General features: G+C 69.0%; 27 protein-coding genes and 2 tRNA genes. 15 read left to right on the forward strand and 14 right to left on the reverse strand.

The features are described 5' to 3' along the window. Window positions 1-2 precede the first annotated feature (2 nt). The 7 genes from trpA to AC3WXD_RS08620 all read left to right on the forward strand — a co-directional run bounded on the left by trpA (window position 3) and on the right by AC3WXD_RS08620 (window position 8,244). Window positions 3-800 (forward strand): tryptophan synthase subunit alpha, encoded by a 798-nt coding sequence (trpA, locus tag AC3WXD_RS08590; RefSeq protein WP_059411389.1) that lies wholly within the window; start codon window positions 3-5, stop codon window positions 798-800. A gap of 181 nt (window positions 801-981) precedes the next feature. Next, window positions 982-1,854 (forward strand): acetyl-CoA carboxylase, carboxyltransferase subunit beta, encoded by an 873-nt coding sequence (gene accD, locus AC3WXD_RS08595; protein WP_020206429.1) that lies wholly within the window; start codon window positions 982-984, stop codon window positions 1,852-1,854. Between the two features lie 321 nt (window positions 1,855-2,175). Further along, on the forward strand, window positions 2,176-3,486 hold the full coding sequence (gene folC / locus AC3WXD_RS08600) for a bifunctional tetrahydrofolate synthase/dihydrofolate synthase (RefSeq protein WP_492323590.1): 1,311 nt from the start codon (window positions 2,176-2,178) through the stop codon (window positions 3,484-3,486). Between the two features lie 123 nt (window positions 3,487-3,609). Beyond that, entirely contained in the window at window positions 3,610-4,407 is a 798-nt protein-coding gene (locus tag AC3WXD_RS08605) for an SPOR domain-containing protein (RefSeq protein WP_492323522.1), read from the forward strand. 69 nt (window positions 4,408-4,476) lie between these two features. Then, window positions 4,477-4,974 carry a CvpA family protein gene (locus AC3WXD_RS08610; protein WP_020206432.1) on the forward strand — a complete coding sequence of 166 codons (498 nt, stop codon included), beginning with the start codon at window positions 4,477-4,479 and terminating at the stop codon, window positions 4,972-4,974. Between the two features lie 93 nt (window positions 4,975-5,067). Then, a complete protein-coding gene (gene purF, locus AC3WXD_RS08615; protein WP_492323523.1) occupies window positions 5,068-6,597 on the forward strand; it encodes an amidophosphoribosyltransferase in 1,530 nt (509 codons plus the stop codon). A 441-nt stretch (window positions 6,598-7,038) separates the two neighbouring features. After that, the gene (locus tag AC3WXD_RS08620; RefSeq protein WP_492323524.1) at window positions 7,039-8,244 is read left to right on the forward strand and encodes an O-succinylhomoserine sulfhydrylase; all 1,206 of its coding nucleotides are present in this window, start codon (window positions 7,039-7,041) and stop codon (window positions 8,242-8,244) included. Window positions 8,245-8,272: 28 nt separating this feature from the next. Here the strand turns inward: AC3WXD_RS08620 and AC3WXD_RS08625 are convergent, their stop codons facing one another. Genes AC3WXD_RS08625 through nodI form a run of 3 tightly spaced genes read right to left on the reverse strand, consistent with a single transcriptional unit; the run spans window position 8,273 to window position 10,377 of the window. After that, complete coding sequence (locus tag AC3WXD_RS08625) at window positions 8,273-8,527, reverse strand: hypothetical protein (RefSeq protein ID WP_020206435.1); 255 nt, start codon at window positions 8,525-8,527, stop codon at window positions 8,273-8,275. Next, the gene (locus AC3WXD_RS08630; RefSeq protein WP_020206436.1) at window positions 8,524-9,381 is read right to left on the reverse strand and encodes an ABC transporter permease; all 858 of its coding nucleotides are present in this window, start codon (window positions 9,379-9,381) and stop codon (window positions 8,524-8,526) included. Before AC3WXD_RS08630 ends, AC3WXD_RS08625 begins: the two co-directional genes overlap by 4 nt. Before the next feature lie 57 nt (window positions 9,382-9,438). Next, window positions 9,439-10,377 carry a nodulation factor ABC transporter ATP-binding protein NodI gene (nodI, locus tag AC3WXD_RS08635; RefSeq protein ID WP_029044330.1) on the reverse strand — a complete coding sequence of 313 codons (939 nt, stop codon included), beginning with the start codon at window positions 10,375-10,377 and terminating at the stop codon, window positions 9,439-9,441. A gap of 169 nt (window positions 10,378-10,546) precedes the next feature. Here nodI and AC3WXD_RS08640 point away from each other — a divergent pair, with 169 nt between their 5' ends. After that, window positions 10,547-11,080: a PaaI family thioesterase gene (locus AC3WXD_RS08640; RefSeq protein ID WP_020206438.1), complete on the forward strand. Its 534-nt coding sequence runs from the start codon at window positions 10,547-10,549 to the stop codon at window positions 11,078-11,080. Between the two features lie 359 nt (window positions 11,081-11,439). Here the strand turns inward: AC3WXD_RS08640 and rpsU are convergent, their stop codons facing one another. Beyond that, window positions 11,440-11,652 carry a 30S ribosomal protein S21 gene (gene rpsU, locus AC3WXD_RS08645; RefSeq protein WP_029044331.1) on the reverse strand — a complete coding sequence of 71 codons (213 nt, stop codon included), beginning with the start codon at window positions 11,650-11,652 and terminating at the stop codon, window positions 11,440-11,442. Window positions 11,653-11,688: 36 nt separating this feature from the next. Continuing rightward, window positions 11,689-11,886 carry a cold-shock protein gene (locus AC3WXD_RS08650; protein WP_006158572.1) on the reverse strand — a complete coding sequence of 66 codons (198 nt, stop codon included), beginning with the start codon at window positions 11,884-11,886 and terminating at the stop codon, window positions 11,689-11,691. Between the two features lie 128 nt (window positions 11,887-12,014). Here AC3WXD_RS08650 and AC3WXD_RS08655 point away from each other — a divergent pair. The 3 genes from AC3WXD_RS08655 (at window position 12,015) to AC3WXD_RS08665 (ending at window position 14,831) form a co-directional block, all read left to right on the forward strand. Beyond that, window positions 12,015-12,090: transfer RNA gene (locus AC3WXD_RS08655), tRNA-Met, on the forward strand. A gap of 281 nt (window positions 12,091-12,371) precedes the next feature. Further along, window positions 12,372-14,480: an elongation factor G gene (gene fusA / locus AC3WXD_RS08660; RefSeq protein ID WP_059411390.1), complete on the forward strand. Its 2,109-nt coding sequence runs from the start codon at window positions 12,372-12,374 to the stop codon at window positions 14,478-14,480. Between the two features lie 81 nt (window positions 14,481-14,561). Further along, complete coding sequence (locus tag AC3WXD_RS08665; RefSeq protein ID WP_020206044.1) at window positions 14,562-14,831, forward strand: hypothetical protein; 270 nt, start codon at window positions 14,562-14,564, stop codon at window positions 14,829-14,831. Between the two features lie 97 nt (window positions 14,832-14,928). On the opposite strand, the gene AC3WXD_RS08670 is transcribed toward AC3WXD_RS08665, so the two are convergent. Continuing rightward, window positions 14,929-15,663, reverse strand: a complete 735-nt coding sequence (locus tag AC3WXD_RS08670; protein WP_020206045.1) for a GntR family transcriptional regulator — start codon at window positions 15,661-15,663, stop codon at window positions 14,929-14,931. A 170-nt stretch (window positions 15,664-15,833) separates the two neighbouring features. On the opposite strand from AC3WXD_RS08670, the gene pcaB reads away from it, so the two are divergent. From pcaB to AC3WXD_RS08685, 3 genes are all read left to right on the forward strand, one after another. Continuing rightward, on the forward strand, window positions 15,834-17,210 hold the full coding sequence (gene pcaB, locus AC3WXD_RS08675; RefSeq protein WP_059411359.1) for a 3-carboxy-cis,cis-muconate cycloisomerase: 1,377 nt from the start codon (window positions 15,834-15,836) through the stop codon (window positions 17,208-17,210). A 22-nt stretch (window positions 17,211-17,232) separates the two neighbouring features. Then, a complete protein-coding gene (locus tag AC3WXD_RS08680) occupies window positions 17,233-18,597 on the forward strand; it encodes a cation:dicarboxylate symporter family transporter (protein WP_492323525.1) in 1,365 nt (454 codons plus the stop codon). 108 nt (window positions 18,598-18,705) lie between these two features. Then, a complete protein-coding gene (locus AC3WXD_RS08685; RefSeq protein WP_059411391.1) occupies window positions 18,706-20,100 on the forward strand; it encodes a class II fumarate hydratase in 1,395 nt (464 codons plus the stop codon). Between the two features lie 26 nt (window positions 20,101-20,126). On the opposite strand, the gene AC3WXD_RS08690 is transcribed toward AC3WXD_RS08685, so the two are convergent. The 7 genes from AC3WXD_RS08690 to AC3WXD_RS08720 form a co-directional block, all read right to left on the reverse strand. Continuing rightward, complete coding sequence (locus tag AC3WXD_RS08690) at window positions 20,127-20,888, reverse strand: GntR family transcriptional regulator (RefSeq protein ID WP_231401709.1); 762 nt, start codon at window positions 20,886-20,888, stop codon at window positions 20,127-20,129. A gap of 148 nt (window positions 20,889-21,036) precedes the next feature. Next, window positions 21,037-21,999 carry a Bug family tripartite tricarboxylate transporter substrate binding protein gene (locus tag AC3WXD_RS08695; protein ID WP_059411360.1) on the reverse strand — a complete coding sequence of 321 codons (963 nt, stop codon included), beginning with the start codon at window positions 21,997-21,999 and terminating at the stop codon, window positions 21,037-21,039. 26 nt (window positions 22,000-22,025) lie between these two features. Continuing rightward, a complete protein-coding gene (locus AC3WXD_RS08700) occupies window positions 22,026-22,706 on the reverse strand; it encodes a 3-oxoacid CoA-transferase subunit B (protein ID WP_492323526.1) in 681 nt (226 codons plus the stop codon). Then, window positions 22,703-23,374 carry a 3-oxoacid CoA-transferase subunit A gene (locus tag AC3WXD_RS08705; protein ID WP_059411361.1) on the reverse strand — a complete coding sequence of 224 codons (672 nt, stop codon included), beginning with the start codon at window positions 23,372-23,374 and terminating at the stop codon, window positions 22,703-22,705. The genes AC3WXD_RS08700 and AC3WXD_RS08705 overlap by 4 nt, the downstream gene beginning before the upstream one ends. A 70-nt stretch (window positions 23,375-23,444) precedes the next feature. After that, window positions 23,445-24,614, reverse strand: coding sequence for an acetyl-CoA acetyltransferase (locus tag AC3WXD_RS08710; protein WP_454731897.1), 1,170 nt, complete (start codon window positions 24,612-24,614; stop codon window positions 23,445-23,447). Beyond that, the gene (locus AC3WXD_RS08715) at window positions 24,611-25,021 is read right to left on the reverse strand and encodes a Zn-ribbon domain-containing OB-fold protein (protein WP_492323527.1); all 411 of its coding nucleotides are present in this window, start codon (window positions 25,019-25,021) and stop codon (window positions 24,611-24,613) included. Before AC3WXD_RS08715 ends, AC3WXD_RS08710 begins: the two co-directional genes overlap by 4 nt. Window positions 25,022-25,047: 26 nt before the next feature. Continuing rightward, complete coding sequence (locus AC3WXD_RS08720; RefSeq protein ID WP_492323528.1) at window positions 25,048-25,950, reverse strand: SDR family oxidoreductase; 903 nt, start codon at window positions 25,948-25,950, stop codon at window positions 25,048-25,050. Window positions 25,951-25,994: 44 nt separating this feature from the next. Between AC3WXD_RS08720 and AC3WXD_RS08725 the strand changes: the two genes are divergently transcribed. Further along, on the forward strand, window positions 25,995-26,126 hold the full coding sequence (locus tag AC3WXD_RS08725; protein ID WP_492323529.1) for a hypothetical protein: 132 nt from the start codon (window positions 25,995-25,997) through the stop codon (window positions 26,124-26,126). 205 nt (window positions 26,127-26,331) lie between these two features. On the opposite strand, the gene AC3WXD_RS08730 is transcribed toward AC3WXD_RS08725, so the two are convergent. Then, window positions 26,332-26,407 (reverse strand) — tRNA-Asn (locus AC3WXD_RS08730). Window positions 26,408-26,663 lie beyond the last annotated feature (256 nt).

Raw genomic sequence — 26,663 nt, forward strand, 5'->3', positions numbered from 1 at the left:
CCATGTCCCGGATCCAATCGACTTTCGCGGCGCTGGCCGCGCACAACAAGAAGGGCCTGATTCCGTTCATCACCGCCGGCGATCCCGAGCCCGGCCTGACCGTGGCGCTGATGCACGCGCTGGTGGCGGGCGGCGCCGACGTGATCGAGCTCGGCGTGCCGTTCTCCGACCCGATGGCCGACGGCCCGGTGATCCAGCGCGCCTCCGAGCGCGCGCTGGCGCAGGGCGTGTCGCTGACCCAGGTGCTGGCCTGGGTGGCCGAGTTCCGCCAGACCGACGACGCCACCCCGGTGGTGCTGATGGGCTACGCCAACCCGATCGAGCGCATGGGCGAGGAGACCTTCGCCCGCGCCGCGCGCGCGGCCGGCGTGGACGGCGTGCTGGTGGTGGACTATCCGCCCGAGGAGTGCGAGTCCTTCGCCGCGCTGATGCGCGCCAGCGGCATCGACCCGATCTTCCTGCTGGCGCCGACCTCCACCGACGACCGCATCGCGGCGGTGGCCAAGGTGGCCAGCGGCTATCTCTACTACGTCTCGCTCAAGGGCGTGACGGGCTCGGCCACGCTCGACCTCGACAGCGTGGCCGCGCGCATCCCGCTGATCAAGCGCCATGCCAACCTGCCGGTGGGCGTGGGCTTCGGCATCCGCGACGCGCAGACCGCGCGCGCGATCGGCGGCGTGGCCGACGCCGTGGTGATCGGCAGCCGCCTGGTGCAGTTGCTCGAAGATACGCCGCGCGCCCAGGCGGTAGAATCGCTGCGCGGCTTCATCGCGGACATCCGCCAGGCGCTCGACGCCTGAACGTGATCCGGGCGGCACCGCGGGGCGCTCCGGCGCGCGCGCGGTGCCGCGCCGCAACACCGAATTTGGCGGCCATGTGCCGCAACGGGCGCATGAACCCGGCGGAACGGGGACTGCGAACGGCAGGCGTGGTAAATTCGCGGCCTGACATGTTCCGCGCATGTGCCGAAAGGAGCCTTTCATGAGCTGGTTGGATAAACTCCTCCCTCCCAAGATTCAACAGACCGACCCCTCCACCCGCAAGGGCATTCCGGAAGGGCTGTGGGTCAAGTGCCCGTCGTGCGAGTCGGTCCTGTACCGCACCGACGTCGAGGCCAATCTGCACGTCTGCCCGAAGTGCGACCACCATATGCGCATCCGCGCGCGCGAGCGCCTGGACGGGCTGCTGGACGCCGAGGGCCGCTACGAGATCGGCCAGGAGATCGTGCCGGTCGACGCGCTCAAGTTCAAGGACACCAAGAAGTACCCGGACCGCATCAAGGCCGCGATGGAAGACACCGGCGAGACCGATGCGATGGTCGTGATCGGCGGCGCCATCCACACCATCCCGGTGGTGGTGAGCTGCTTCGAGTTCGAGTTCATGGGCGGCTCGATGGGCTCCGTGGTGGGCGAGCGCTTCGTGCGCGGCGCGCAGTCGGCGCTGGAGCAGAAGGTGCCGTTCATCTGCATTACCGCCACCGGCGGCGCGCGCATGCAGGAAAGCCTGCTGTCGCTGCTGCAGATGGCCAAGACCACCTCGATGCTGAACCAGCTGTCGGCCGCCAGGCTGCCGTTCATCAGCGTGCTGACCGACCCGACGATGGGCGGCGTGTCCGCCAGCTTCGCCTTCCTCGGCGACGTGGTGATTGCCGAGCCCAAGGCGCTGATCGGCTTCGCCGGCCCGCGCGTGATCGAGCAGACCGTGCGCGAGAAGCTGCCCGAAGGCTTCCAGCGCGCCGAATTCCTGCTGCAGAAGGGCGCCATCGACATGATCATCGACCGCCGCAAGATGCGCGACGAACTGGCGCAACTGCTGGCGCTGCTGCAGAAGCAGCCGGCCGACGCGGTGGCCTGAGGCCGCCTGCCGGCGTGGATGAGGGAAAGCGCGGACGCCGGTTCGCGCTTTTTCGTTTTGTGGGCGCCGGGTCCGCCGGCCTGCGGGTTTGCGCGGGCCGTTGCCGCGCCCGCGCGCGGCCGGCCCTTTGAGTTGGCCGAAACGTCCCCACATACGTCCCCACATGCGCGCTCCATCGCCCACTCATTCATGCGTCTCTGTTGCGCCTGTCTTGCGCCCGTGCGCAAGAGCGCGGGCCAGCCGCTAAGCTACATGCAGACCGCCCGATTCCGCGCGCACGCCGGCGCGCCGGGCGGAATCCCGAACCAGACCTTACCCATCATGCCGATCTTTCCCTCGCTCCCCGAATGGCTCGCCCATCTCGAATCCGCCCATCCGGTCGGCATCGACATGGGCCTGGCGCGCATCACCCGCGTCAAGGAAGCCCTGGGGCTGCGCATCGATGCGGTGGTGTTCACCGTGGGCGGCACCAACGGCAAGGGTTCCACCTGCGCCATGCTGGAGCGCATCCTGCTGCAGGCCGGCTACAAGGTGGGCTGCCACACCTCGCCGCACCTGATCTCGTTCAACGAGCGCGCGCGCATCAACGGCGAGTTCGCCACCGACGCGCAGCTGCTGCCGCATTTCGAGGCGGTGGAGCGCGCGCGCACCAGCTTTGCCGACCCGGTCAGCCTGACCTATTTCGAATTCACCACGCTGGCCATCATCCACGCCTTCGCCGCCGCCGGGCTCGACGCCATGATCCTGGAAGTGGGCCTGGGCGGCCGGCTGGACGCGGTCAACGTGATCGATGCCGACTGCGCCATCGTGACCAGCGTGGACATCGACCACACCCACTACCTGGGCGACACGCGCGAGAAGATCGGCTACGAGAAGGCCGGCATCTTCCGCCCCGGCGTGCCCGCCATCGTGGGCGACCCGCTGCCGCCGCAGTCGGTCATCGACCACGCGCAGGCCATCGGCGCCGACCTGTGGCTGGTGGGGCGGGATTTCCAGCACCAGGCCGCCAGGGGCCAGGAGCGCCAGCAATGGGACTGGAGCGGGCGCGAGCGCAGGCTCAGCGGGCTGGGTTATCCGGCGCTGCGCGGCGCCAACCAGCTGCTCAACGCCTCGGCCGCGCTGGCGGCGCTGCAGGCCATGCGCCCGCGCCTGCCGGTGAGCGCGCAGGAAGTGCGCAACGGGCTGGCTTTCGTCGAGCTGCCGGGCCGCTTCCAGGTCATGCCGGGGCGCCCCGCGGTGATCCTCGATGTGGCGCACAACCCGCACGCGGCGGCCACGCTGGGCCAGAACCTCGAGAACATGGGCTTCTTCCGCTACACCTACGCGGTGTTCGGCGCGATGGAGGACAAGGACATCGCCGGCGTGCTGCGCCACCTGTCCGACAAGGTGGACCACTGGTGCCTGTGCGACCTGCCCACGCCGCGCGCGGCCGGCGCGGCGGACCTGCTGGAAAAGCTCGAAGAGGGCGGTTTCCGGCCCGGGCCGGATGCCACCGCGGCCTGCTTTCCCAGTCCGGAGGCGGCTTACCGGGACGCCCTCGGCAGAGCGACCGAGAATGATAGAATTCTGGTCTTCGGATCGTTCTTCACCGTGGCGGGCGTGATGGCGTATCGCGCCACCCAGGCAAATTGAGCCGCGCGGGCGCCGGGCGGGTTTCCCGGCCCGGCGCCGAAGCCGCCCCCGGGGGGCGCTGCCGCGCGGACTGAGCGACATTTTCAACGGCCGGGGGTTCCGGCCGGAGCACCGAACCAATCTATGGGCCTGCTTTCGCTGTTTTCTTCCCGCAAGGGCAACGCCCCGGCACCGGAGCGCGGGCGCCGCTCGCGTTCGGACCCGGGCGCGGGCATCGCCTCGTCGCGGCGCCTGGCCGAAGAGTACGCGGACGACACGCTCGACCCCGAATTCCCGCAGAAGCAGCGGGCGCGCCGCCGCCTGATCGGCGCCGTGGTGCTGATGGTGGCCGCCATCATCGTGCTGCCGATCGTGTTCGAGACCCAGCCGCGGCCGCTGGTCGAGAATATCGCGGTGCGGGTCGACGGCGGTGCCGGCGGAGTCGGCAAGGCCAAGGCCGATGCGCGCAAGGCGGATCCGCTGCCGCCGGCGCCGCAGTCCAAGGCCGACACGCAGGGGCTGGACGCGGGCGAGGAACTGGTGGCCGATGCCGGCACCGCGAGGCCGGCCGCCGATGCGCCGGCCGCCGCCGGCAAGGCAGGCGACAAGGCCGCGGACAAGGCGTCCGGCAAGGCATCCGATAAAGCGTCAGACAAGGCTTCCGACAAGCCTGCGGACAAGCCCGCCGCGCGCGCCGAGGCCAAGCCCGGCAGCGGCAAGTTCCTGGTGCTGATCGGCGCCTTCTCCTCGGAAGACAAGGCCAAGGGCTGGCTGGCCAAGCTCAAGGCCAGCAAGGTGCCGGCCTATATCGAGAAAAAAGTGCTGGCCGACGGCGAGCGCGTGCTGCTGCGGGCCGGCCCGTTCCCCGACCGCGACACGGCCGACGCTGCCGAGAAGCGCGTGCGCGACGCCGGCCTGAGCGCCAAGGTGGTCGAACAGTAACGGCGGCGGTCCCGGGAACCGGGGCCGCGCCGCGACGGCGCGCAGTCACACCAGTCACACCGTATCCGCATGCAGCCCACTTTCTTCGATTACAGCGTCGCCTTCATCCTGGTTGCCTCCGGCCTGATCGGCGTGCTGCGCGGCCTGGTGCGCGAGGTGCTCTCGCTGATCGGCTGGGTGGTGGCGTTCTGGGTGGCGTACCACTTCGCGGGCACGGCGGCGCGCTGGATACCGGAGTCGGTGCCCGGCGGCGAGCTGGCCCGCAGCGCGCTCGGTTTCGGCGTGCTGTTCATCGGCACCGTGATCGCCGCCGCGCTGGCCGGCACGGTGCTGGGGCAACTGCTCGAAAGCACCGGGCTCAAGCCCGCCGACCGCGGCCTGGGGCTGGTGTTCGGCCTGCTGCGCGGCGCGCTGGTGGTGATGTTCGTGGTGACGCTGGCCGGGCTCACCAAACTGCCTGAAGAGGCATTCTGGCGCGATGCGCTGTCCCGGCCCTACGTGATGCAGGCGATGGAGTCGCTGCGGCCGTGGCTGCCGCCGGAAGTCGCCAGGTACGTCAAGACATGAGGCCGGGCAGATCCCCCGGCCGGTAATACGCGGGCCCAGTCCTACAGGGCAGGGCCGTGCCCCCGATTCAAACGCCTTTCCTGGGAGCTTGGCATGTGCGGTATCGTCGGTGTGGTTTCCTCCACGCCCGTCAACCAATTGATTTACGACAGCCTGCTGCTGTTGCAACATCGCGGACAGGATGCAGCCGGCATCGCTACCGCGAACGGCAGCACCTTCCACATGCACAAGGCCAACGGCCTGGTGCGAGACGTGTTTCGCACGCGCAACATGCGCGGCCTGCCCGGCGCCGCCGGCATCGGCCAGGTGCGTTACCCCACTGCCGGCTCGGCTTCCAGCGAGGAAGAAGCCCAGCCGTTCTACGTCAACGCGCCCTATGGCGTGATCCTGGCCCACAACGGCAACCTGACCAACTGGAAACAGTTGCATGAGGAGCTGTTCAACCGCGACCGCCGCCACATCAACACGCATTCCGACACCGAGGTGCTGCTCAACGTGCTGGCCGACGAGCTGCAGCGCGCCAGCAGCGGCCTCGCGCTGGACCCGGCCACCATCTTCAGGGCCGTGGCCGGCATGCACCGCCGCGTGCGCGGCTCGTATGCCATTGCCGCGCAGATCGCCGGCTACGGCATGCTGGCGGTGCGCGACCCGTTCGGCATCCGTCCGCTGTGCCTGGGCAGCGTGGAAACGCCGACCGGCAAGGAATGGATGGTCGCCTCGGAATCGGTGGCGCTCGAAGGCATCGGCTACAAGCTTGAGCGCGACGTGGCGCCCGGCGAGGCCATCTTCATCGACCTCGACGGCAAGCTCTACACCCAGCAGTGCGCCGACAACCCGGTGCTCACGCCGTGCATCTTCGAGTACGTCTACCTGGCGCGCCCGGATTCGTGCATCGACGGCGTGCCGGTGTACGACGCGCGCCTGCGCATGGGCGACTATCTCGCCGAGAAGATCCGCAGCGAAATCTCCGGCGGCGACATCGACGTGGTGATGCCGATCCCCGACTCCAGCCGCCCGGCCGCCATGCAGGTGGCCAACCGGCTGGGCGTGGGCTACCGCGAGGGGTTCTTCAAGAACCGCTACGTGGGCCGCACCTTCATCATGCCGGGCCAGGCCGTGCGCAAGAAGTCGGTGCGCCAGAAGCTCAACGCGATGGGCGTGGAGTTCAAGGGCAAGAACGTGCTGATCGTGGACGACTCGATCGTGCGCGGCACCACCTCGTTCGAGATCGTGCAGATGGCGCGCGACGCCGGCGCCAACAAGGTGATCTTCGCCTCGGCCGCGCCGCCGGTGAAGTTCCCCAACGTCTACGGCATCGACATGCCCACGCGCAGCGAGCTGGTCGCCCACGGCCGCACGCACGAGGAAATCGCCCGCATCATCGGCGCCGACAAGCTGGTGTACCAGGACGTGGATGCGATGAAGCAGGCCGTGCGCGACATCAACCCCGCGCTCAAGGACTTCGACGCATCGTGCTTCGACGGCCGCTACATCACCGGCGACATCGACGAGGCCTACCTGGAGCGCCTGGAAACGGCGCGCAGCCAGGCCGACCGCGACGGCACCAGCGGCGACACGGAACGCTCGCAGCTGCACCTGCAGCGCTCGGGCGGCAACGAGTAAAGCCCGGCGGCCCGCGCGCGGGCCCGCGCCGCGCAGTTGACGCAGACGGGGCCCGGCCGTAACATGGCCGGGCGTCGATTTGATTGTCAGCTTGCGGACGCGGGTCCTGCCGGGGCGCGATGTGGCGTGATGCCCCCGGACAGGAAATGACCCGATACAGGGAAATGCCCGAAACAGCTAAAGCGGAAGGCCGGTTCCCGGTCGTGCGCGGCAACGGCACGAAGGCGAACCGGCAGTCCCGCCGCAGCGCGGAGCTTCGGGGCGCCTCGGCGCGCTTCGGAACCTTTCCCTCCCCCAGACACAAGCAGCCCGTCGATTCGGCCAGCCAGGCCAGCGGATCGCACGGGCTTTTTTGTTGCCGTGCGTCCCGGCCCGGCCGGCGCGCGCACGACATTCAACGCTCATCACCGATAACCGCGCGGGTATCACCGCCTCCCCATCATGAATGAACCGCTTCCTCTCGACTCCCTTGGCATCGATACGCTCGGCGTGCGCGCCGGCACCATGCGCAGCGAGTTCATGGAGCACTCGGAGGCGATGTACCTGACCTCCAGCTTCTGCTTCAACAGCGCCGCCGAGGCCGCCGAGCGCTTCGCCAATTCGGAAACCGGCTTTACCTATTCGCGCTTCACCAATCCCACCGTGGCGATGTTCCAGGCGCGCCTGGCCGCGCTGGAAGGCGCCGAGGCCTGCATGGCCACGGCATCGGGCATGAGCGCGATCATGTCGATCGTGATGTCGTCGATGCAGGCCGGCGACCACCTGGTCAGCTCGCGCGCCATCTTCGGCTCGACCATGACGCTGTTCTCGAGCATCTTCGCCAAGTTCGGCGTCGAGACCACCTTCGTCGACGGCACCGACCTCGCCGCGTGGCGCGCCGCGGTCAAGCCCAACACCAGGCTGTTCTTCCTCGAGACGCCGTCCAACCCGCTCACCGAGGTGGCCGACATCGCCGCGGTGGCGGACATCGCCCACAATGCCGGCGCGCTGCTGGTGGTGGACAACTGCTTCTGTTCGCCGGCGCTGCAGCAGCCGATGAGGTTCGGCGCCGACATCGTGGTCCATTCGGCCACCAAGCACATCGACGGGCAGGGCCGCGTGCTCGGCGGCGCGGTGCTGGGCACGCACGACTTCATCATGGGCAAGGTCTTCCCGTTCGTGCGCACCGCGGGCCCGACGCTGTCGGCCTTCAACGCGTGGGTGCTGCTCAAGGGCATGGAAACGCTGGCGATCCGCATGGAGCGCCACAGCCAGAGCGCGCTGGCGCTGGCGGAGTTCCTGGAGTCGCACCCGGCGGTCGCGCGCGTCTATCACCCGGCGCTGAAGTCGCACCCGCAATTCGACGTGGCCGCCCGCCAGCAGAGCGGCGGCGGCGCCATCGTCTCGTTCGAGCTCAAGGGCGACACGCCCGAGCAGCAGCGCGCCAACGCCTGGCGCGTGATCGACAGCACCCGCGTGTGCTCGATCACCGGCAACCTCGGCGACACGCGCACCACGCTCACGCATCCGTACACCACCACGCATGCGCGCGTCAGCGCCGAAGCCAAGGCCGCGGCCGGCATCGGCGAGGGCTTGATCCGCATGGCGGTGGGGCTGGAATCGGTGGCCGACCTGAAGGCCGACCTGCTGCGCGGCCTGCAGGGCTGACGGCGGGGCAGACTGCGGCGCCGGCAGCTCAGTCGCTGCCGGCCACGGCCTTCACGCCGGCCTTGGTCACGTCGTAGGTCGCCTCGACCGCGGTCGAGGTCACGCTGACGGCGGCCGAGCCGACCGTGGCCGCGGTGGACACCGCGGCGCTGCCCACCGCCACCGTGGCACCGACCACGCTGCACGCGCCCAGCAGGGCGACGGCGGCAAGCGCGGCCGGCAGCGCGGCGCGGCGGGTCCAGCGGCCCGGCCCGGCGCCATCCTTCTTCGCGCGGCCGCTCATCGCAGCAGCCTGCGGCGCAGCAGCACCAGCGCCAGCACCAGCGCCGCCGCCGCGTAGGCGCCCAGCACCAGCGCGTGCAGCGCCAGGTCGTCGATCGGGCGTCCCAGCATGATGGGGCGGATCAGCGCCACCGCGTGCGCCAGCGGCAGGACCTGCGTGGCGGCCTGCGCGCCCGCGGGCAGTTGCTCGAGCGGGAAGAACACGCCGGACAGCAGCAGCATCGGCGTCATCACCAGGGTCTGGTAGAACATGAAGAAGTCGTAGCTCGGCGCCAGCGCCGTGACGATCATCGCCAGGCTGGCGAAGGCGATGCCCGCCAGCACGATCACCGGCAGCGCCAGCAGCGCGCCCGGCATGTGCGCGTAACCGAGCGCGCCCGCCACCAGCATGATGGCCAGGCCCGACAGCACCGCCTTGCTGGCGGCCCACATGATCTCGCCCAGCACCACGTCGCCCAGCGTCAGCGGCGCGTGCATGATGGCCTCCCAGGTGCGCTGCACGTGCATGCGCGAGAAGGCCGAGTACATCGACTCGAAGCTGGCCGACATCATCACGCTCGAGGCCGTGGTGCCGGCCGCGAGGAAGGCGATGTAGGGCACGCCGTGGACCTGGCCGACCAGCAGGCCGAGGCCCAGGCCCAGGCCGAACAGGTAGATCATCGGATCGGCCAGGTTGCCGATCATCGACGGGATCGCCAGTTTCTTCCACACCATGAAGTTGCGGTACCAGACCAGGGTCCAGTTGCGCGCGTTCAGGGGCAGCAGCGGCTGCGGGTAATGCCGCGCCGGCGCCGCCGCGCGCGGTGGCGCGGTGGCGGCCGGCGTGCCGGCGGGGCGGGGATCTTGTTCGCTCATGTTCAATGGTTCGGTCCGTTGTGGTCCGCTGCCGGCGGTGCGCCGGCGCGGCGAGCCTCAGTCGCGCATCTCGCGCCCGGTCAGCTTGAGGAAGACGTCTTCGAGGTTGGCGGGCCGGTGCAGGTAGCGCACGCCGGCGCGGCCGTGCAGCGCGGCCAGCAGCGGCGCCGGCTCCTTCACGTAGCAGAACAGCGTCTCGCCGCTGACCTCGGTGCGCGCGGCCAGCGGCTGCAGCTCGCCGCGCAGCGGTTCCAGGTTGTCGCCATAGACTTCCACCACGTCGCAGCCGATCTGGCTGTCGATCAGCTCATGCGGCTTGCCTTCGGCGATCTTGCTGCCGCCGTCGATCACGCACAGGTAGTTGCACAGGCGCTCGGCCTCCTCCATGAAGTGGGTGGTCAGCAGGATGGTCTTGCCGCCGGCCAGCAGCGACTTCAGCCGCTCCCAGATCAGGTGGCGCGCCTGCGGGTCGAGGCCGGTGGTGGGCTCGTCCATGACCAGCAGGTCGGGATCGTTGATGAGCGCGCGCGCCACCGTCAGGCGCCGCCGCATGCCGCCCGACAGGTCGCGCACCTGCGCGCCGGCGCGGCTCTCGAGACGGGCGAATTCCAGCAGCGCCGGCACGCGCCGCTCGATCTCGGCGCGCGCCAGGCCAAAGTAGCGGCCGAAGATGCGCAGGTTCTCGACCACGGTGAAATCGGGGTCGAGGTTGTCGAACTGCGGCACCACGCCCACGCGCATGCGGGCCTGCGGCGCGCGCTGCGGGATCGGCTCGCCGCACAGCGTGAGCGAGCCCGAGGCGGGCGTGGTCAGGCCCAGCAGCAGGCGCAGCGTGGTGGTCTTGCCGGCGCCGTTCGGCCCCAGCAGGCCGAAGCACTGGCCGCGCTGCACGCTCAGGCTCAGGTCGTTCACCACCACGGTGTCGCCGTATTGCTTGCTGACGTTGCGGAGTTCCAGGATAGCAGTCAAGGCAGGAGCCGGATCGGGGCGCGCCACGGGCGCAATCCCGCCATTATGCCGGCAAGGCGGCGGATGTCTCGTGGCGCGGCGCAGCAAGGAACGCCGGAACCGGTTATCTTGCTGGTTCGCGCCAGGCGCGCCACGGCGGGCGCCGGGCAGAAGAACAACCCGCGTACCAACGCGAGAACGACAAGGAGACCGATCGATGAGCGCAGAGGATGTACTGGCCCGGTGGCAGGAAGACGAACGGCGCGCGCGCGCCAGCTTGCGCGAGCCCGGCGTGGCGACCACGGCGCAGCTGGCCGAGCGCGCGGGCCTGCAGTTTTTCGAGGACATGATGGCCGGCAAGCTGCCCGGCGCGCCCATCGGGCAACTGATGGACTTCGTGCCGGTGGAGTTCGCCTCCGGCCGCTTCGTGTTCCAGGGCACGCCCGGGCCGCAGCACTACAACCCGATCGGCACCGTGCACGGCGGCTACGCCGCCACGCTGCTCGACTCCTGCGTGGGCTGCGCCGTGCACACCATGCTGCCGGCGGGCAAGGGCTACACCACGCTCGAGCTCAAGGTGAACTACGTGCGCCCGCTGACCACGCGCACCGGCCCCATCCGCGCCGAGGGCAAGGTGATCAGCCTGACCACGCAGATCGGCATCGCCGAGGGCCGCATCGTCGACGCGCAGGGCAAGCTGTACGCATTCGCCACCACCACCTGCCTCGTTTTCCCGATGCCGGCCGCCTGAACCTGTACAGGGCGCTTTCCGTGTCCTTCCAACACTGGCTGGCAAGCCGCGCGGACGGTGGACGAGCGCTACCTGGAATATGGGGAAAGGGGCGGCGCGCGCCGGACGAACGGGCGAGCGCATGCAAGACGCCGGCCGCGCATCGATTCTTGCGGGCTGGGCGGAGCAGGGAAGGAATGGGTGGTGAGCGGTAGTCCGGCCCCGGAGGGCGGGACTACCGTCGGTGCCGCGCAAATGCAAAATCCGCCAGGTGATGCCTGGCGGATTCATGCGGCCCGGATATGTCTATGCGGGCCTTGAGGCCTGCGCGGCCCGCGGCAATTCGCGCCGGAGCGCGCTCGCCGCCTGCACTGCCGGAATCAGTACAGCTTCTTCGGCAGCATTTGCATGCGCAGACGCTTGCGAAGGCGCGATTCCGCTGCCTTCTTCTTGCGCTTGCGCTCGGTCGTGGGCTTCTCGTAAGCGGTACGGCTCTTGAGTTCAACGATCAGGCCGGTCTGGAGGATGGCCCTACGGAAACGCCGCATTGCAACTTCAACGGGCTCACCGGGTTTCAAGACGATCTTAGTCAATTCTGTCCTTTAGCATTGCCGCGCGAAGCGGCGGGTTCAAACGGGGGAAACATTGGCCGCTTCAGGGCCTTTCTTGCCCTGTTGCGACTGGTATTGCACTCGCTGGTTATCTTGCAGCGGAGCACCCCCGCGAACCTGAGAGATGTGGACGAACAAGTCCTTGCCACCGGCGTCGGGGGTAATGAAGCCAAAACCCTTCTGGGCGTTGAAGAACTTGACGGTACCAGTTTCCATGAAGATTCCTCTTTTGAGCGCACAGAATGCGCCCACTTGCTTTTACATGTTTACGTAAACGCTGTCAAGGAAAGTCGCTGAAAACGCTTCACATATTCACACCAGTGGCGTATAGTACGCCCCTCTGGCGCGGGGTGGAGCAGTTGGCAGCTCGTCGGGCTCATAACCCGAAGGTCGCAGGTTCAAGTCCTGCCTCCGCAACCAAGACCGCTATTCTACTAAAAAGCCCGCCTCTTATCAGGCGGGCTTTTCTGTTTTTTACCTCCGCCTGCCGCCTTTCTTGCGCCTTTCTTGCACCTTTCCCGCGCCGTCTAGCGCGCGGGCGCACGTTCGCCACCGCCGTCCGCCCGGCCTGATGGCGGAGGTGGTCCGCACGGCCCCGCCCGGCAGCCCCCGGCACCCCGCCAGCCCTTGCCCCACAAGGCTTTCGATGTGCCGCACGCAGAAGTGATACTCTTTTGAGCGATGCCTACCAGGAGATCACCGTGAGCCGCAAAACCCCCATCGAGCGCTACCGGAACATCGGTATCAGCGCGCACATCGACGCCGGCAAGACCACCACCACCGAGCGCATCCTGTTCTACACCGGGGTCAATCACAAGATCGGTGAAGTGCACGACGGCGCCGCCACGATGGACTGGATGGAGCAGGAGCAGGAACGCGGCATCACCATCACCTCGGCCGCCACCACCGCCTTCTGGAAGGGCATGGCCGGCAACTATCCCGAGCACCGCATCAACATCATCGACACCCCGGGCCACGTGGACTTCACCATCGAGGTGGAGCGCTCGATGCGCGTGCTCGACGGCGCCTGCATGGTCTACGACGCGGTCGGCGGCGTGCAGCCGCAGTCCGAGACGGTCTGGCGCCAGGCCAACAAGTACAAGGTGCCGCGCATCGCCTTCGTCAACAAGATGGACCGCGTGGGCGCGGACTTCTTCCGCGTGCGCGCGCAGATCGCCGAGCGCCTCAAGGGCACCCCGGTGCCGGTGCAGATCCCGATCGGCGCCGAGGACGGCTTCCAGGGCGTGATCGACCTCGTCAAGATGAAGGCCACGGTGTGGGACGACACCAGCCAGGGCCTGCATTTCGAGTACCGCGAGGTGCCCGCCGAGCTGCTGGGCCTGGCCACCGAGTGGCGCGAGAAGATGGTCGAGGCGGCGGCGGAAGCCAGCGACGAGCTGCTGCACAAATACCTCGGCGGCGAGGCCCTGAGCGAGGAAGAGATCAAGGCGGCGCTGCGCCGGCGCACCATCGCCAACGAGATCGTGCCGATGCTGTGCGGCAGCGCCTTCAAGAACAAGGGCGTGCAGACGCTGCTCGACGCCGTCATCGACTACCTGCCGTCGCCGATCGACGTGCCCGCCATCCTCGGCCACACCCCGGACGACAAGGAAGCCGAGCGCCACCCGAGCGACGACGAGCCGTTCTCCGCGCTGGCCTTCAAGATCATGACCGATCCCTTCGTCGGCCAGTTGATCTTCTTCCGCGTCTATTCCGGCGTGGTGAACTCCGGCGACACGGTCTACAACCCGGTCAAGGACAAGAAGGAGCGCCTCGGCCGCATCCTGCAGATGCACGCCAACGTGCGCAGCGAGATCAAGGAAGTGCGCGCCGGCGACATCGCCGCCGCGGTCGGCCTCAAGGAAGCGACCACCGGCGACACGCTGTGCGACCCGGCCAACGTCATCATCCTCGAGCGCATGAGCTTCCCCGAGCCGGTGATCTCGCAGGCGGTCGAGCCCAAGACCAAGGCCGACCAGGAAAAGATGGGCCTGGCGCTGAACCGGCTGGCGCAGGAAGACCCGTCGTTCCGCGTGCATACCGACGAGGAATCGGGCCAGACCATCATCTCCGGCATGGGCGAGCTGCACCTGGAAATCCTGGTCGACCGCATGAAGCGCGAGTTCAACGTGGAGGCCTCGGTCGGCAAGCCGCAGGTGGCCTACCGCGAGACCATCAAGCAGGCCGCCAAGGACGTCGAAGGCAAGTTCGTCAAGCAGTCCGGCGGGCGCGGCCAGTACGGCCACGTGGTGATCGACCTCGAGCCGCAGCCGGCCGGCAAGGGCTACGAGTTCGTCGACGCGATCAAGGGCGGCGTGGTGCCGCGCGAATTCATCCCGGCGGTGGACAAGGGCATCCGCGAGACGCTGGAGACCGGCGTGCTGGCCGGCTATCCGGTGGTGGACGTCAAGGCCACGCTGGTGTTCGGCTCGTACCACGACGTCGACTCGAACGAAAACGCCTTCCGCATGGCCGGCTCGATGGCGTTCAAGGAAGGCATGCGCCGCGCCAGGCCGATCCTGCTCGAGCCGATGATGGCGGTGGAAGTGGAGACGCCCGAGGAGTTCACCGGCAACGTGATGGGCGACCTGTCCTCGCGGCGCGGCATCGTGCACGGCATGGAGGACATCGCCGGCGGCGGCGGCAAGCTGGTGCGCGCCGAGGTGCCGCTGGCCACCATGTTCGGCTACTCGACCTCGCTGCGCTCGCTGACCCAGGGGCGCGCCACCTACACGATGGAATTCAAGCATTACACGGAAGCGCCGGCGAGCGTGGCGGAGGCCGTCATCAACAGCCGGCAGACGCGCTAGCGTGCCCTGAGCGGCAGGGCGAAGGCGCCGCGCGGCCGGCACGTGCCGCGCGGCGCCGCTTCGACTCGAAAGGAGAGTGCGATGGCCGAGCAGCTATATCCCCATTTGCCTGCCGATGAGCAGCACGAGGTCCAGGTCCTGTGCGAGCGGCTGGGCTTCGCGCCCGGCGATTTCGAGATCACGCAGGAACAGGCCGACGCGGGCCAGCCGCGCCGGCTCGGCGTGCGGCGGCTGTCGACCAGCGCGCAGAGCGCCTACGAGGCGGCCCCGGGGCTGGCGTGGATAGAAGAACTGGAAAGCGACCTGGAGTGCGGGCTGTACGGGCAGCCGTCGCGCAGCGCTTCGGCATAGCGCCGCGCGCAAGCTGCAAGAGAAAACAAAAGGCCGGCGGCCGTCATGCCGGCCTTTTGCTTTTCCGGCGCCCGCCGCTTCCGTTGCTTCCGCCGCTTCAGGCGCCCGAGCGCTGCAGCCGCATCGACACCGAGAAGCGCTCCGCCGGATGGACCGAGACCGACACCTCGAACGCCTCGCCGGCCTTGTCGAGATAGCGGCGCACGATCTTCAGGGCGGCGGCGCCGACGTCGAGCCGCAGCGCGCGCGCCAGGGCCGCGTCGGTCACGGTGCAGGCGCGCACGTCCTGGTGGATCTCGGCGATCTGGCGGCCGTAGCGGGTCTCGATCAGGGCGCTGATCAGCGTGTCGGGGGACGCGCGCACCAGTTCGCCGATCTCCCCGTAGGCCGGGTCCACGTAGACGTCGGTCCAGCCGATCGGCGCGCCGGCGGCGTCGCCGGTCATGCGCAGGCTGGACACGCGCAGCCAGCGGCTGCCGCTCGCGCAGCCCAGTTCCTTCGCCAGCGCGCCGGTCACTGTCACCTCGCCGGTCGACTGCACCACGCGCAGGTGTTCCTCGCCGAACTGCACGAGGTCGTCGACCGAGGCCAGCGACGGCCGGAAGACGGTCTTCGGCCTGGCCGCCTCGACGCGCGTGCCGACGTTCTTGCGCCGGGACACGAGGCCGAGCTGCTGCACCTCCTGCAAGGCGGCGCGGATCGTGTGGCGGCTGGTCCGGTATTGCTCGCACAGCTCGAACTCGGTCGGCAGCAGCGAGCCGACGGCGAAGCGGCCGCTGGTGATGCCTTCGATCAGCTGGCGCGCGATTTCCGCGTAATTAGGCTTGGTCATGCAAAGGCACTGGATTCTGACTAAGGGTTAACGCTTGGTTGAGGGGAATGTCCGGACATATTACACTATGCATATGTCCGGACATATATGTCCGATTGTGTTGCGGTTCTTCCGCTGCTCTTTCGCGTTTCTTCCGCGCTTCCGTCATTTCCACTCGCTCATCGGGCCCCATGCTAACTTCCTCCCTTCCGGCGGCAAGCACCGTCGTTGATTCCATCCTGTTCCGCGACGCGTTCGGCACGCAGAAGATGCGGCAGGTATTTTCCGACGGCGCGCTGATCCAGCGCTACATCGACGTCGAGGTGGCGCTGGCGCGGGCCGAGGCGCGCGCGGGCGTGATTCCCGCCGATGCGGCCGAGGTGATCGCGCGCGAGTCGCGGATCGAGCGCATCGACTTCGACCACATGCGCGAGGAAACCGACATCGTCGGCTACCCGATCCTGCCGCTGGTGCACCAGATGGTGGCCATGTGCGGCGAGGCCGGGCGCTACGTGCACTGGGGCGCCACCACCCAGGACATCATGGACACCGCGGTCGCGCTGCAGGTGCGCGACGCGCTCGACAGCATCGACGCGGACGTGCGCGAACTGCGCGGCGTGCTCGCCGCGCTGGCGCAGAAGCACCGCGACACGCCGATGGCCGGCCGCACCCACCTCCAGCAGGCGCTGCCGGTGACGTTCGGCTACAAGGTGGCGATCTGGCTGGCGATGTTCGACCGCCACCAGCAGCGCATCGCCGAGCTGCGCCCGCGCGTGGCCGTGGTCGAGTTCGCCGGCGCCGCCGGCACGCTCGCCTCGCTCGGCGACAAGGGTTTCGAAGTGCAGAAGGCGCTGGCCGAGGAACTCGGCCTCGGCGTGCCCGCCACCACCTGGCACGTGGCGCGCGACGGCTTCGCCGAAGCGGTCAACCTGCTGGCCTTGGTCACCGGCTCGCTGGGCAAGATCGCGCTCGACATCATGATCATGGCCTCGACCGAGTTCGCCGAGGTCTACGAGCCGTTCGTCAAGGGCCGCGGCGCCAGCAGCACCATGCCGCAGAAGCGCAACCCGATCTCCAGCGAGCTGATGCTCGCCGCCTCCAAGGCGGTGCGCCAGCATGCCGGCCTGATGGTGGATGCGATGGTGCAGGACTTCGAGCGCGCCACCGGCCCGTGGCACGCCGAGTGGATCGCCATTCCCGAGAGCTTCATCCTCACCTCGGGCGCGCTGCACCAGGCCAAGTTCGCGCTCGGCGGCCTGATCGTCGACGAGGCGCGCATGAAGCACAACCTGGGCATCTCGCGCGGCCTGATCGTGGCCGAGGCGGTGATGATGGGCATGGCGCCGTACATCGGCCGCCAGCAGGCGCACGACGTGGTCTACGACGCCTGCCGCACCGTCAACGAGCACGGCGGCACGCTGGCCGAGGCGCTGGCCGCGTTGCCCGCGGTCACGGCGCATTTCGACCGCGCCGCCATCGAGCGCATGACCGACCCCGCCAACTACCTGGGCCTCGCGCCGCAGATGGTGGACCGCGCCGTGGCGCTGTCGGCGCAGGCCGGGGTCTGAGATAGCGGTGGAGGAAGACATCATGCACAACGAATCCACCGGCGCCGCCACGACGGCGCCCCCGAAGCCGCTGCCCTGGTACCGCAAGCTCGGCATGCAGGTGCTGCTGGCGCTGATACTCGGCATCGCGGTCGGCTTTGCCTTTCCGAAGCTCGCGCCGCAGCTCAAGCTGCTGGGCGACATGTTCCTGTCGCTGATCAAGGCCGGCGTGGCGCCGCTGGTGTTCCTCACCATCGTGCACGGCATCGCCTCGGCCGGAGACGTGCGCAGCGCCGGGCGCGTGGGCTGGCGCTCGATCGTCTATTTCGAGGTGATCTCCACCATCGCGCTCATCTTCGGCCTGTTCGCCGGCAACCTGCTGCAGACCGGCAAGGGCATGACCGCCGCCGCCGGCGCGGCGCCGGTGGCCGTGGCCAAGGCGACCGCGCCGCAGGGCTTGCTGGAGTTCCTGCTCCACATCGTGCCGGACAACTTCGTCGGCGCCTTCGCCAAGGGCGAGCTGCTGCAGGTGGTGGTGCTCGCGGTGATGGTCGGCATCGGCATCCTGGCGATCCCGGAGTCGCGCCGCGCCAAGGTCAACGACGGCCTCGAGACCATCTCCGAGGTGCTGTTCTCCTTCATCAACCTGGTGATGAAGCTCGCGCCGATCGGCACGTTCGGCGCGGTGGCCTACTCGGTGGGCAGCAACGGCGCCGCCGTGCTGGTCGCGCTGGCGCAGCTGGTGCTGAGCTTCTACGCGGTGGTGGTGCTGTTCATCGCCGTGGTGATGGGGCTGGCGGCCCGGCTGGCGGGCTTCAGCCTGTGGCGCTTCCTGCGCTACATCAAGGACGAGATCCTGATCGTGCTCGGCACGGCGTCGTCCGAGAGCGCGCTGCCGCGCCTGCTGATCAAGCTGCAGCGCCTGGGCTGCGCCAAGCAGACGGTCGGGCTGGTGCTGCCCACGGGCTATGCGTTCAACCTCGACGGCACCTCCATCTTCATGGCGATGGGCGTGATGTTCATCTCGCATGCCTACGGCGTGCCGCTCACGCTGGACCACCAGATCGGCATCCTGCTGCTGATGCTGCTGACCTCGAAGGGCGCGGCGACGGTGTCGGGCGGCTCGTTCGTGGTGTTCGCCGCGACCGTGACCTCCACCGGGCTGCTGCCGGTGGAAGGGCTGGCCGTGATCTTCGGCGTCTACCGCTTCCTGTCGATGGCCATCTCCACCTGCAACACCATCGGCAACGGCGTGGCGACGGTGGTGGTGGCGAAGTGGTCGGGCACGTTCGACGCCAAGGTGGCCGAGCCGTACTTCTATCCCGAGCGCTATCCCGGCTTCGCCGCCGACGCCGCGGCGGTCGAGGTCGATCCGCATGGCGCGCTGCCCAAGGCGCCCACGCTCTGACCTGCGCGCAGGTCCACCACGCGGCCCGGCGGTGTCCGCCGTCTTCCCGAGCGGGGAGCGGCCGGCGCCGCCGGGCCGCTTCCACCGGATTGAAACCAAGTGAACACCATGACGGCTACCCGCGTCGAGCATGACGCCTTCGGCCCGGTCGAGATTCCCGCCGACCGCTACTGGGGCGCGCAGACGCAGCGCGCGCTCGGCGTCTTCGAGGTCGGCGACGAGCGCTTCCCGGCCTGCCTGGTCCGCACCTTCGGCCTGCACAAGATGGCGGCGGCGCGCGCCAACGTGCGCTGCGCCGCGCTCGATCCCGCGCTGGCGCAAAGCATCGAGGCCGCCGCGGCGGAACTGCGCGCCGGCCGCTTCGACGCGCATTTCCCGCTGACCATCTGGCAGACCGGCTCGGGCACCCAGACCAACATGAACGCCAACGAGGTCATCGCCAACCGCGCCAACGAGCTGCTCGGCCAGCCGCTCGGCACCAAGTCGCCGGTGCATCCGAACGACCACGTGAACGCCTCGCAGTCCTCCAACGACAGCTTCCCGACCGTGATGCAGATGGCCGCGGCGCTGGAAGTGCGCGAGCGCCTGCAGCCGGCGCTGGCGCTGCTGCGCGATACGCTGCAGGAGCGCGCGCGCGCCTTCGCGGGCGTGCTCAAGGTGGCGCGCACGCACCTGATGGACGCCGTGCCGATGACGATGGCGCAGGCCTTCGAGAGCTTCGCCACGCAGGCCGCCGGCGGCCTCGCGCGGATCGACAGCGTGTTCCCGCGCCTGCTGGTGCTGCCGCAGGGCGGCACCGCGGCCGGCACCGGCCTCAACGCGCCGCGCGGCTTCGACCAGGCCTTCTGCGAAGAAGCTGGCCAGCTCGCGGGCCTGGCGTTCAGCCCCAGCCCCTGCAAGGTCGAGGGCATGGCCGCGCACGACACGCTGGTCGAGCTCTCGGGCGTGCTCAACGTCATCGCCACCTCGCTGGCCAAGATCGCCAACGACCTGCGCTGGCTGGGGTCGGGGCCGCGCTGCGGCCTGGGCGAGCTGGTTATCCCGGACGACGGCCTGACCTCGTCGATCATGCCCGGCAAGCGCAACCCGACCATCGCGGAAGTGGCCGTTCAGGCCGCCATGCAGGTCATGGGCAACCACGTCACCGTCACCCTGGCGGGCGCGTCCGGCAACTTCGAGCTCAACGTCGCCAAGCCGGTGCTGATCCACAACGTGCTGCAGTCGATCCGCGTGCTGTCCGACAGCATGCAGGTGCTGGCGCGCAAGCTGGTGGCGGGGCTGGACGTGAACCGCGAGCGGCTGGCCGCCAACGTGGACGGCGCGCTGCTCGCCGTGACCGCGCTCAACCCGGTGATCGGCTACGACCGCGCCGCGCGCATCACGCGCACCGCGCTCGAGCGCGGCATCACGCCGCGCGCGGCGGCGCTCGAGCTGGGGCTGCTGAGCGGGGAGGAGTACGACCGCCTGGTCGATCCCGCCAGGATGGCGCGCGGACTGGCCTAGCGCGCGCAGGCCCGGGCCGGCGCGGGTCAGGTCGCGGCGGCGGCGGCCGGCGGCATGCGCCGCTGCAGCACCGTGGTGTAGCTGAAGCGGTCCGCCGGCTGGATGCTGATGGAGACTTCCATCAGCGTGTGCGACTGGTCGTAGTACTGGCGCACGAACTCCAGCGCATGGGCGCCGGGCTCCGTGCCGAGCTTGGCCGCCAGCGCCTCCGGCACGCCCACGGCCCTGGCCGTCTGCCGGATCTCCATCACCACGCTGCCGGTCACGTCGCTGATGAGGTCGCAGATCAGCTCCTGCGTATGGCGCAGCTGGCGGCGGATCTTGCCGCCGTCGGCCGCGCGCACGTACACGTGGAACCACGCCACCGGACAGGCGTGCGTGAGCGGGTCGACGCGCGCCGCCTGCACCTCCATCCAGTGCGTGCCGGGCGCGCAGCCCAGGCGCGCGGCCATTTCCACGTCCACCACGATGTTCTTGATGCTGTGGATCACGCGCTGGGTGTTGGCGCTGTACTGCAGCAGCTCGTCGACGGTGGAGATGGTCGGCGCGTAGCCGGTGGCCGGCGGCGCCGAGGCCTCGACGCGCGTGCCGGCGCGCTTGCGGCGCGAGATGAGCCCGAGCGCCTGGACCTGGTCGAGCGCCGCGCGCACCGTGCCCCGGCCGACGCCGTACTTCTGTGCGAGCTCGAGCTCGCCGGGCAGACAGCTTCCCACGGGATAGGCGCCTGAGGCGATGTCGTTCAACAACATCTCCGTCAGCTCGACGTAACGCGGCTTCGTAACGCTCACGGCTTGGTCCGGACCAGGTAAATGACGAGCGGATTATATCGCCGCACCCGGCGCCCGCCGCGAAGCCGTCCGGCGCGATGCCGCCGTTCACCTGTTCCGGGCTCCGCTCCTGCATCCGCCACCGCATCCGCCACCCCATGCCATGTCCTCACTCGAGCTTGATGTTGGCGTCCTTGACCACCTTGGACCAGCGCGCCATTTCCTGCTTGATGTAGTCCATGAACGCCGGCGGCGTGGACGGCGCGGGGATGTAGCCGAGGTCGCCCACGGTCTTGCGGAACTGCGCGTCGGCCAGCGTGTCGGCCACCGCCTTGTTCAGCACCGCCACCACGCTGTCGGGCGTGCCGGCCGGCGCGAGCAGGCCATACCATCCCTGCACCTCGTAGCCCTTGAGGCCGCCTTCCTGCACGGTCGGCGTGCCGGGCGTCAGCGGCAGGCGCGTGGCGCTGGTGACGGCCAGCGCGCGCAGCCTGCCGGCCTGCGCCTGGTTCAGGCTGTCAGGGCCGGCGAACACGGCGTTGACCTCGCCGCCCATCGCCGCGGCGATGGAGGGGCCGCCGCCCTTGTACGGCACGTGCAGCAGCTTCACGCCGGCCATGTTCGAGAACAGCTCCAGCGCCAGGTGGCTGGTGTTGCCGTTGCCCGCCGACCCGACCGAGACCGCGCCCGGATGCTCCTTGGCGTATTGGATGAACTCGGGGATGGTCTTGGGCCCGAACTTCGGGTTGGTGTAGAGCACCAGCGGCAGCTTGGCCACCATCGACACCGGCTTGAAGTCCTTCACCGAGTCGTATGGCAGGTTGGGATAGAGGCTCGGGTTGATCGCGTGCGCGGCCAGCACCATCACCAGCGTGTAGCCGTCCGGCGTGGCGCGCGCCACGTACTGCGTGGCGATCGCGCCGCTGGCGCCGGCCTTGTACTGCACCACCACCGGCACGCCCAGGTATTTCTGCAGGCCGGCCGACAGCGGCCGCGCCACCACGTCGGCGGTGCCGCCGGGCGGGTAGGGAATGATCAGCTCGACGGGGCGGTCGGGAAAGGCCGCCGCGCCGGCGGCGGTGGCGGCGAACAGCAGTGCGGCGCCGAGCAGGCGGGTGATCTTGGTATGCATTTGTCTCTCTCCGTAGGTATCGGTGTTCAGATCAGGGTCAGGTCGTCCGGGAATGTGAGCGGCGCTTCGGTGGCGGCCTGGAGCTCGTCCCTGGACACGCCCGCGGCCAGAGCCCGCACCACGAAGCCGCGCTGCGGGTCGACGTCGATGATCGCCATGTCGGTGTACACGGTGTCGACCGCGCCCTTGCCGGTGAGCGGGAAGGTGCAGTGGCGCAGCAGGCGGGGCCTGCCGTCGCGCGTGGTGTGCTCCATCACCACGATGACCTTGCGCGCGCCGGCCACCAGGTCCATCGCGCCGCCGATGCCGGGCACCGCGTCCGTGTCGTCGGTGGCCCAGCTGGCGATGTCGCCCTCGCTCGACACCTGGAAGGCGCCGAGGATGGTGGCGTCGAGGTGCCCGCCGCGCATCATGGAAAACGACAGCGACTGGTCGCAGATGGACGCGCCCGGAATCAGCTGCACGTGCGCCTTGCTGGCATTGATGAGGTCTTCGTCGCCGGGGTCGCCGGGGGTGACGTCCTCGATGCCGAGGATGCCGTTCTCGCTGTGGAGCACGATTTCCTTCTTCGGGTCGAGGTGGCGCGCCACCAGCGTGGGCATGCCCAGGCCGATGTTGACGTAGCTGCCGGGCCGGATGTCGGCGGCGACCAGTTGCGCGACGCGGTCGCGGCTGAGTTTCTTGCTGTCGCTCATGGTGTCGCTCATTGCTTGCCGTCCTTGCGCACGACCTTGCTGACGAAGATGCCCGGCGTGACCACCGTCTCGGGCGGCATGAAGCCGAGCGGGAGGATGTCGTCGACCTGGGCGATGGCGGTTCTGGCGGCGGTGCACATCACCGGGCCGAAGCCGCGCGCGGCCAGGCGGTAGGTGAGGTTGCCCCAGCGGTCGCCGTGATACGCCTTGACCAGCGCGAAGTCGGCATGCAGCGGTTCCTCGAGCACGTAGCCGCGCCCGTTGTAGACGCATTGCGGCTTGCCCTCGGCCAGCGGCGTGCCGTAGCCGGTCGGCGTGTAGAACGGGCCGAGCCCGGCGCCGGCCGCGCGCATGCGCTCGATCAGCGTGCCCTGCGGCACCAGCTCGAGCGCGATCTTCTTGTTCTTGTACAGGTCCCGGAAGATGTCGGCGCCCGACGACTTGGGATAGGTGCAGATCATCTTGCGCACGCGCCCGGCGGCCAGCAGCGCGGCCAGGCCGGTGGTGCCGGTGCCGGCGTTGTTGCTGATGATGGTCAGGTCGGTGGCGCCGTGCTCGATCAGCGCGTGCAGCAGCTCGCGCGGCAGGCCCGAATCGCCGAACCCGGTCACCATCACCGAGGCGCCGTCGCCGATGCCCGACACGGCGTCGAGCAGGCTGGGCGAAATCTTGTTGATCATGGATGTCTCTTCCTTGGCGACGGGCGCCGGCGCCCGTCGGTTCTTGCGTCGATGTTTTCCCTGGGCCGCCTCACAGCGCGGCCGCGGTGCCGAGGATCGCGGTCGACTGGCTCGACAGCGTGGCGCCGTTGCCGTGCACCAGCGCGATCTCGGCCTTCTGCTGCCGCTCGCCGGCCTCGCCGCGCAGCTGGCGCACGGCCTCGATGACGAGGAACACGCCGTACATGCCCGGATGCCCGAACGACAGGCCGCCGCCGTTGGTGTTGACCGGCAGCGTTCCGCCCGGCGCGATCGCGCCGCCGCTGACGAAATTCCCGCCTTCGCCCTTGGGGCAGAAGCCGAGGTCCTCGAGGAACAGGATGGTGTTGATGGTGAAGGCGTCGTACAGGCACAGCAGGTCGACGTCGTCCTTGGTCACGCCCGCCATGCGGTAGGCGCGCCGGCCCGATTCGGTCGCGGCCGTCACGGTCAGGTCGTGCATCGAGGAGATCTGGCGGTGCCACAGCGCCGAGGCATTGCCGAGCACGTAGGCCGGCGGCTTCGGCGTGTCGCGGGCGCGGTCGCTGCGCACCAGCACGAAGGCGCCGGCGCCGTCGGTCAGCAGGCAGCAGTCGCGCACGGTCAGCGGGTCGCAGATCATGCGCGAGGCCAGCACGTCCTCGACCGAGAGCGGGTCGCGCGAATAGGCCTCGGGATTCAGCCGCGCCCATGCGCGCGCGGCGACCGCCACTTCCGCCAGTTGTTCGCGCGTGGTGCCGAACTCGGCCATGTGGCGCGCCGCGGCCAGCGCGTAGGCGCTGATCGGCTGCATCGGCTGGTACGGCGTTTCATAAGGCTGCGGGTCCAGCACCTGCCGCATCTTGCCGACCGCCGCGCGGTCCACCGCGCCGCTGCGCTGCGTGCTGCCGTAGCAGACCAGCACGGCGTTGCATTCGCCGGCGGCCAGCGCGTGCATGGCCGGCAGCAGGTGGGCGACGAAGCTCGAGCCGCCGAGCATGGTGCTGTCGACGAAGGCCGGGCGGATGCCGAGGTATTCGGCCACCGGCATGGCCCACATGGTGGCCGACGCGCTGCACGTGCACAGGCCGTCGATGTCCGCCATCGTCATCCCGGCATCGGCCACCGCGCGCGCGGCGGCCTGCGCCAGGATCTCCATTTCCGTATAGCCGCGGGCGCTGCCCAGGCCCGCCTGTCCGACGCCGACGATGGCCGTGGCGCCGCGCAATGCCGACGCGCTCATGCCGTGCCCTCCGCCAGCGTGAAGACCACGAGATGCGTCTCGCCTTCGGGGCGCACGCGCGCGCGCACGCGGTCGCCGATCCGGGCGGCGGCCGGGTCCGGCGATTCGATCTGGCTCATCATGCGGAATCCTTCGTCGAGATCGACCAGGCACAGGTTGCGGTCGCCGCCGGCTTCGGCCGGGCGGCGCATGACGGTGGTCGAATGGACCGTGCCGTCGCCGGACGGCGCGATCCATTCGAATTCGCCGGCGCCGCAGTTCAGGCAGTGCACGCGCGGGTAGAACACCACGGCGCCGCAGCCGCGGCATTTCGGCACGCGCCACTCGCCGCCGTCGAGGTAGCGGAAATAGGTCTGCTCGGGTCCGGCCGCGGGCGGCGCGCCGTCCTTCGTCACTGGTTTTGACATGATCGTCCTGTGTGCGAAGCGGGAATTCAGATGGGGTCCCAGCACACGACGTCGGGCGAGCGCTCGAGGTCGTAGAAGCTGGTGCGCATGGCAGGGATGGCGACCTCGGCGATGGTCTGCGGCGTCCAGCCGTCGCTGCGGTGCACCGAGCGGATCGGGCGCGGCTGGCTGAACAGCAGGATCTCGTTGGCGCGCACGCCGAAGATCTGCCCGGTCACGGCGCTGGCCGCGTCGCTGGCGAGGTACACGGCCATCGGCGCGATCTTGCCGGCTTCCATGCGCTTGAGCTTGTCGACGCGCGCGGCTTCTTCCGGCGTGTTGGCCGGGATGGAGTCCGTCATGCGGCTCCAGGCGAACGGCGCGATGCAGTTCGAGCGCACGCCGTACTTCTGCATGTCCAGCGCGATCGACTTCGACAGCGCCACGATGCCCAGCTTGGCGGCGGCATAGTTGGCCTGGCCGAAGTTGCCGATCAGCCCCGAGGTCGACGTCATGTGGACGTAGGCGCCGCCGTTCTGCGCCCTGAAGTGTGGCGCCGCGGCGCGGCTGACGAAGAAGCTGCCATGCAGGTGCACGTCGATCACGGCGCGCCATTCTTCCTCGCTCATGTTGTGGAAGAAGCGGTCGCGCAGATTGCCCGCGTTGTTGATGACGGCATCGATGCGGCCATAGGTGTCGAGCGCGCACGCGATCACGTTGGCCGCGCCTTGCCAGGTCGTCACGCTGTCGGCGTTGGGCGTGGCCGTGCCGCCGGCCTGCGCGATCTCCTCGGCCAGGCGCCCGGCCGCGCTGCTGTCGCCGCCCTGTCCGGACAGGGACACGCCGACATCGTTCACGACCACCTTCGCGCCGGCCTGCGCCAGCGCCAGCGCGATGCCGCGGCCAATGCCGCCGCTCGCGCCCGTCAATACGACAACCTTGTCTTCCATTCTCAGCCTCGGTGTGCGGCGGCGTTCTGCGCGCCGGCTTGTTTATGTTCGAACATATTGTGTATGCTGAACATATTGATGTCAAGCCTGCGCCGCCGCTGGCGGAGATGGCGGGCGTGGCGCCGCGCTGGCGCGCAGGAAGCGAGGAAAGCTGGATGCGCGAACGCGCAGGGTGACGGCGGGAGAGGGGGGTGAGTCGACGAACAGGCTGGCAGGCGTGCCGGCAAGAGATGGCGTGCGCGCAAGGGAACGCGGCAGGCAGGAGGTAACGCGGGGGAGGGATGGCACGCGGGGCGGCGGTGCTTGCCGTGCGCCCGGTGCCAGGGCGAACCCGAAAGCAAAAAAGCCCGCAATTGCTTGCGGGCTTTTCTACGATACTTTTGGCTCCCCGAGCTGGGCTCGAACCAGCGACCTGCGGATTAACAGTCCGTCGCTCTACCAACTGAGCTATCAGGGAACAGCAGAGAAAAGGATTATAACCAGTTTCTCGTTTATTCGTCAACACCTGCGCGGTAGTTCTTACCGCCGGTGCCGCGAAACTTCTGGTTCCGCCTGAACGATCCCGATGCGCGGGCCGGTGTTGCTGGCCGTGTGCCGTCGGTGTTCGATGGCGAGGGCCACATTATAGGCAATGTTTTTGATTTTTGCCATAAAAAACCGCCCGGAAGGGCGGTTTTTTTGTTCCCATCCGCTTCACCGGACGGTGGCCATCG

It is taken from the genome of Cupriavidus sp. FW216-B1 (assembly GCF_058789195.1).

Bases quoted from the DNA above. Each gene is read 5' to 3' on its own strand.
- AC3WXD_RS08650 (WP_006158572.1), bottom strand. From the start codon at position 11,886: ATGGAAACTGGTACCGTCAAGTTCTTCAACGCCCAGAAGGGTTTTGGC.
- AC3WXD_RS08695 (WP_059411360.1), bottom strand. From the start codon at position 21,999: ATGCATACCAAGATCACCCGCCTGCTCGGCGCCGCACTGCTGTTCGCC.
- AC3WXD_RS08715 (WP_492323527.1), bottom strand. From the start codon at position 25,021: ATGTCAAAACCAGTGACGAAGGACGGCGCGCCGCCCGCGGCCGGACCC.
- AC3WXD_RS08685 (WP_059411391.1), top strand. From the start codon at position 18,706: ATGACGGCTACCCGCGTCGAGCATGACGCCTTCGGCCCGGTCGAGATT.
- AC3WXD_RS08710 (WP_454731897.1), bottom strand. From the start codon at position 24,614: ATGAGCGCGTCGGCATTGCGCGGCGCCACGGCCATCGTCGGCGTCGGA.
- folC (WP_492323590.1), top strand. From the start codon at position 2,176: ATGCCGATCTTTCCCTCGCTCCCCGAATGGCTCGCCCATCTCGAATCC.
- AC3WXD_RS08665 (WP_020206044.1), top strand. From the start codon at position 14,562: ATGGCCGAGCAGCTATATCCCCATTTGCCTGCCGATGAGCAGCACGAG.
- purF (WP_492323523.1), top strand. From the start codon at position 5,068: ATGTGCGGTATCGTCGGTGTGGTTTCCTCCACGCCCGTCAACCAATTG.
- AC3WXD_RS08705 (WP_059411361.1), bottom strand. From the start codon at position 23,374: ATGATCAACAAGATTTCGCCCAGCCTGCTCGACGCCGTGTCGGGCATC.
- AC3WXD_RS08720 (WP_492323528.1), bottom strand. From the start codon at position 25,950: ATGGAAGACAAGGTTGTCGTATTGACGGGCGCGAGCGGCGGCATTGGC.
- AC3WXD_RS08725 (WP_492323529.1), top strand. From the start codon at position 25,995: ATGTTCGAACATATTGTGTATGCTGAACATATTGATGTCAAGCCTGCG.
- accD (WP_020206429.1), top strand. From the start codon at position 982: ATGAGCTGGTTGGATAAACTCCTCCCTCCCAAGATTCAACAGACCGAC.
- AC3WXD_RS08630 (WP_020206436.1), bottom strand. From the start codon at position 9,381: ATGAGCGAACAAGATCCCCGCCCCGCCGGCACGCCGGCCGCCACCGCG.
- AC3WXD_RS08640 (WP_020206438.1), top strand. From the start codon at position 10,547: ATGAGCGCAGAGGATGTACTGGCCCGGTGGCAGGAAGACGAACGGCGC.
- AC3WXD_RS08700 (WP_492323526.1), bottom strand. From the start codon at position 22,706: ATGAGCGACACCATGAGCGACAGCAAGAAACTCAGCCGCGACCGCGTC.
- AC3WXD_RS08620 (WP_492323524.1), top strand. From the start codon at position 7,039: ATGAATGAACCGCTTCCTCTCGACTCCCTTGGCATCGATACGCTCGGC.
- AC3WXD_RS08605 (WP_492323522.1), top strand. From the start codon at position 3,610: ATGGGCCTGCTTTCGCTGTTTTCTTCCCGCAAGGGCAACGCCCCGGCA.
- AC3WXD_RS08625 (WP_020206435.1), bottom strand. From the start codon at position 8,527: ATGAGCGGCCGCGCGAAGAAGGATGGCGCCGGGCCGGGCCGCTGGACC.
- pcaB (WP_059411359.1), top strand. From the start codon at position 15,834: ATGCTAACTTCCTCCCTTCCGGCGGCAAGCACCGTCGTTGATTCCATC.
- AC3WXD_RS08610 (WP_020206432.1), top strand. From the start codon at position 4,477: ATGCAGCCCACTTTCTTCGATTACAGCGTCGCCTTCATCCTGGTTGCC.
- trpA (WP_059411389.1), top strand. From the start codon at position 3: ATGTCCCGGATCCAATCGACTTTCGCGGCGCTGGCCGCGCACAACAAG.
- AC3WXD_RS08670 (WP_020206045.1), bottom strand. From the start codon at position 15,663: ATGACCAAGCCTAATTACGCGGAAATCGCGCGCCAGCTGATCGAAGGC.
- AC3WXD_RS08680 (WP_492323525.1), top strand. From the start codon at position 17,233: ATGCACAACGAATCCACCGGCGCCGCCACGACGGCGCCCCCGAAGCCG.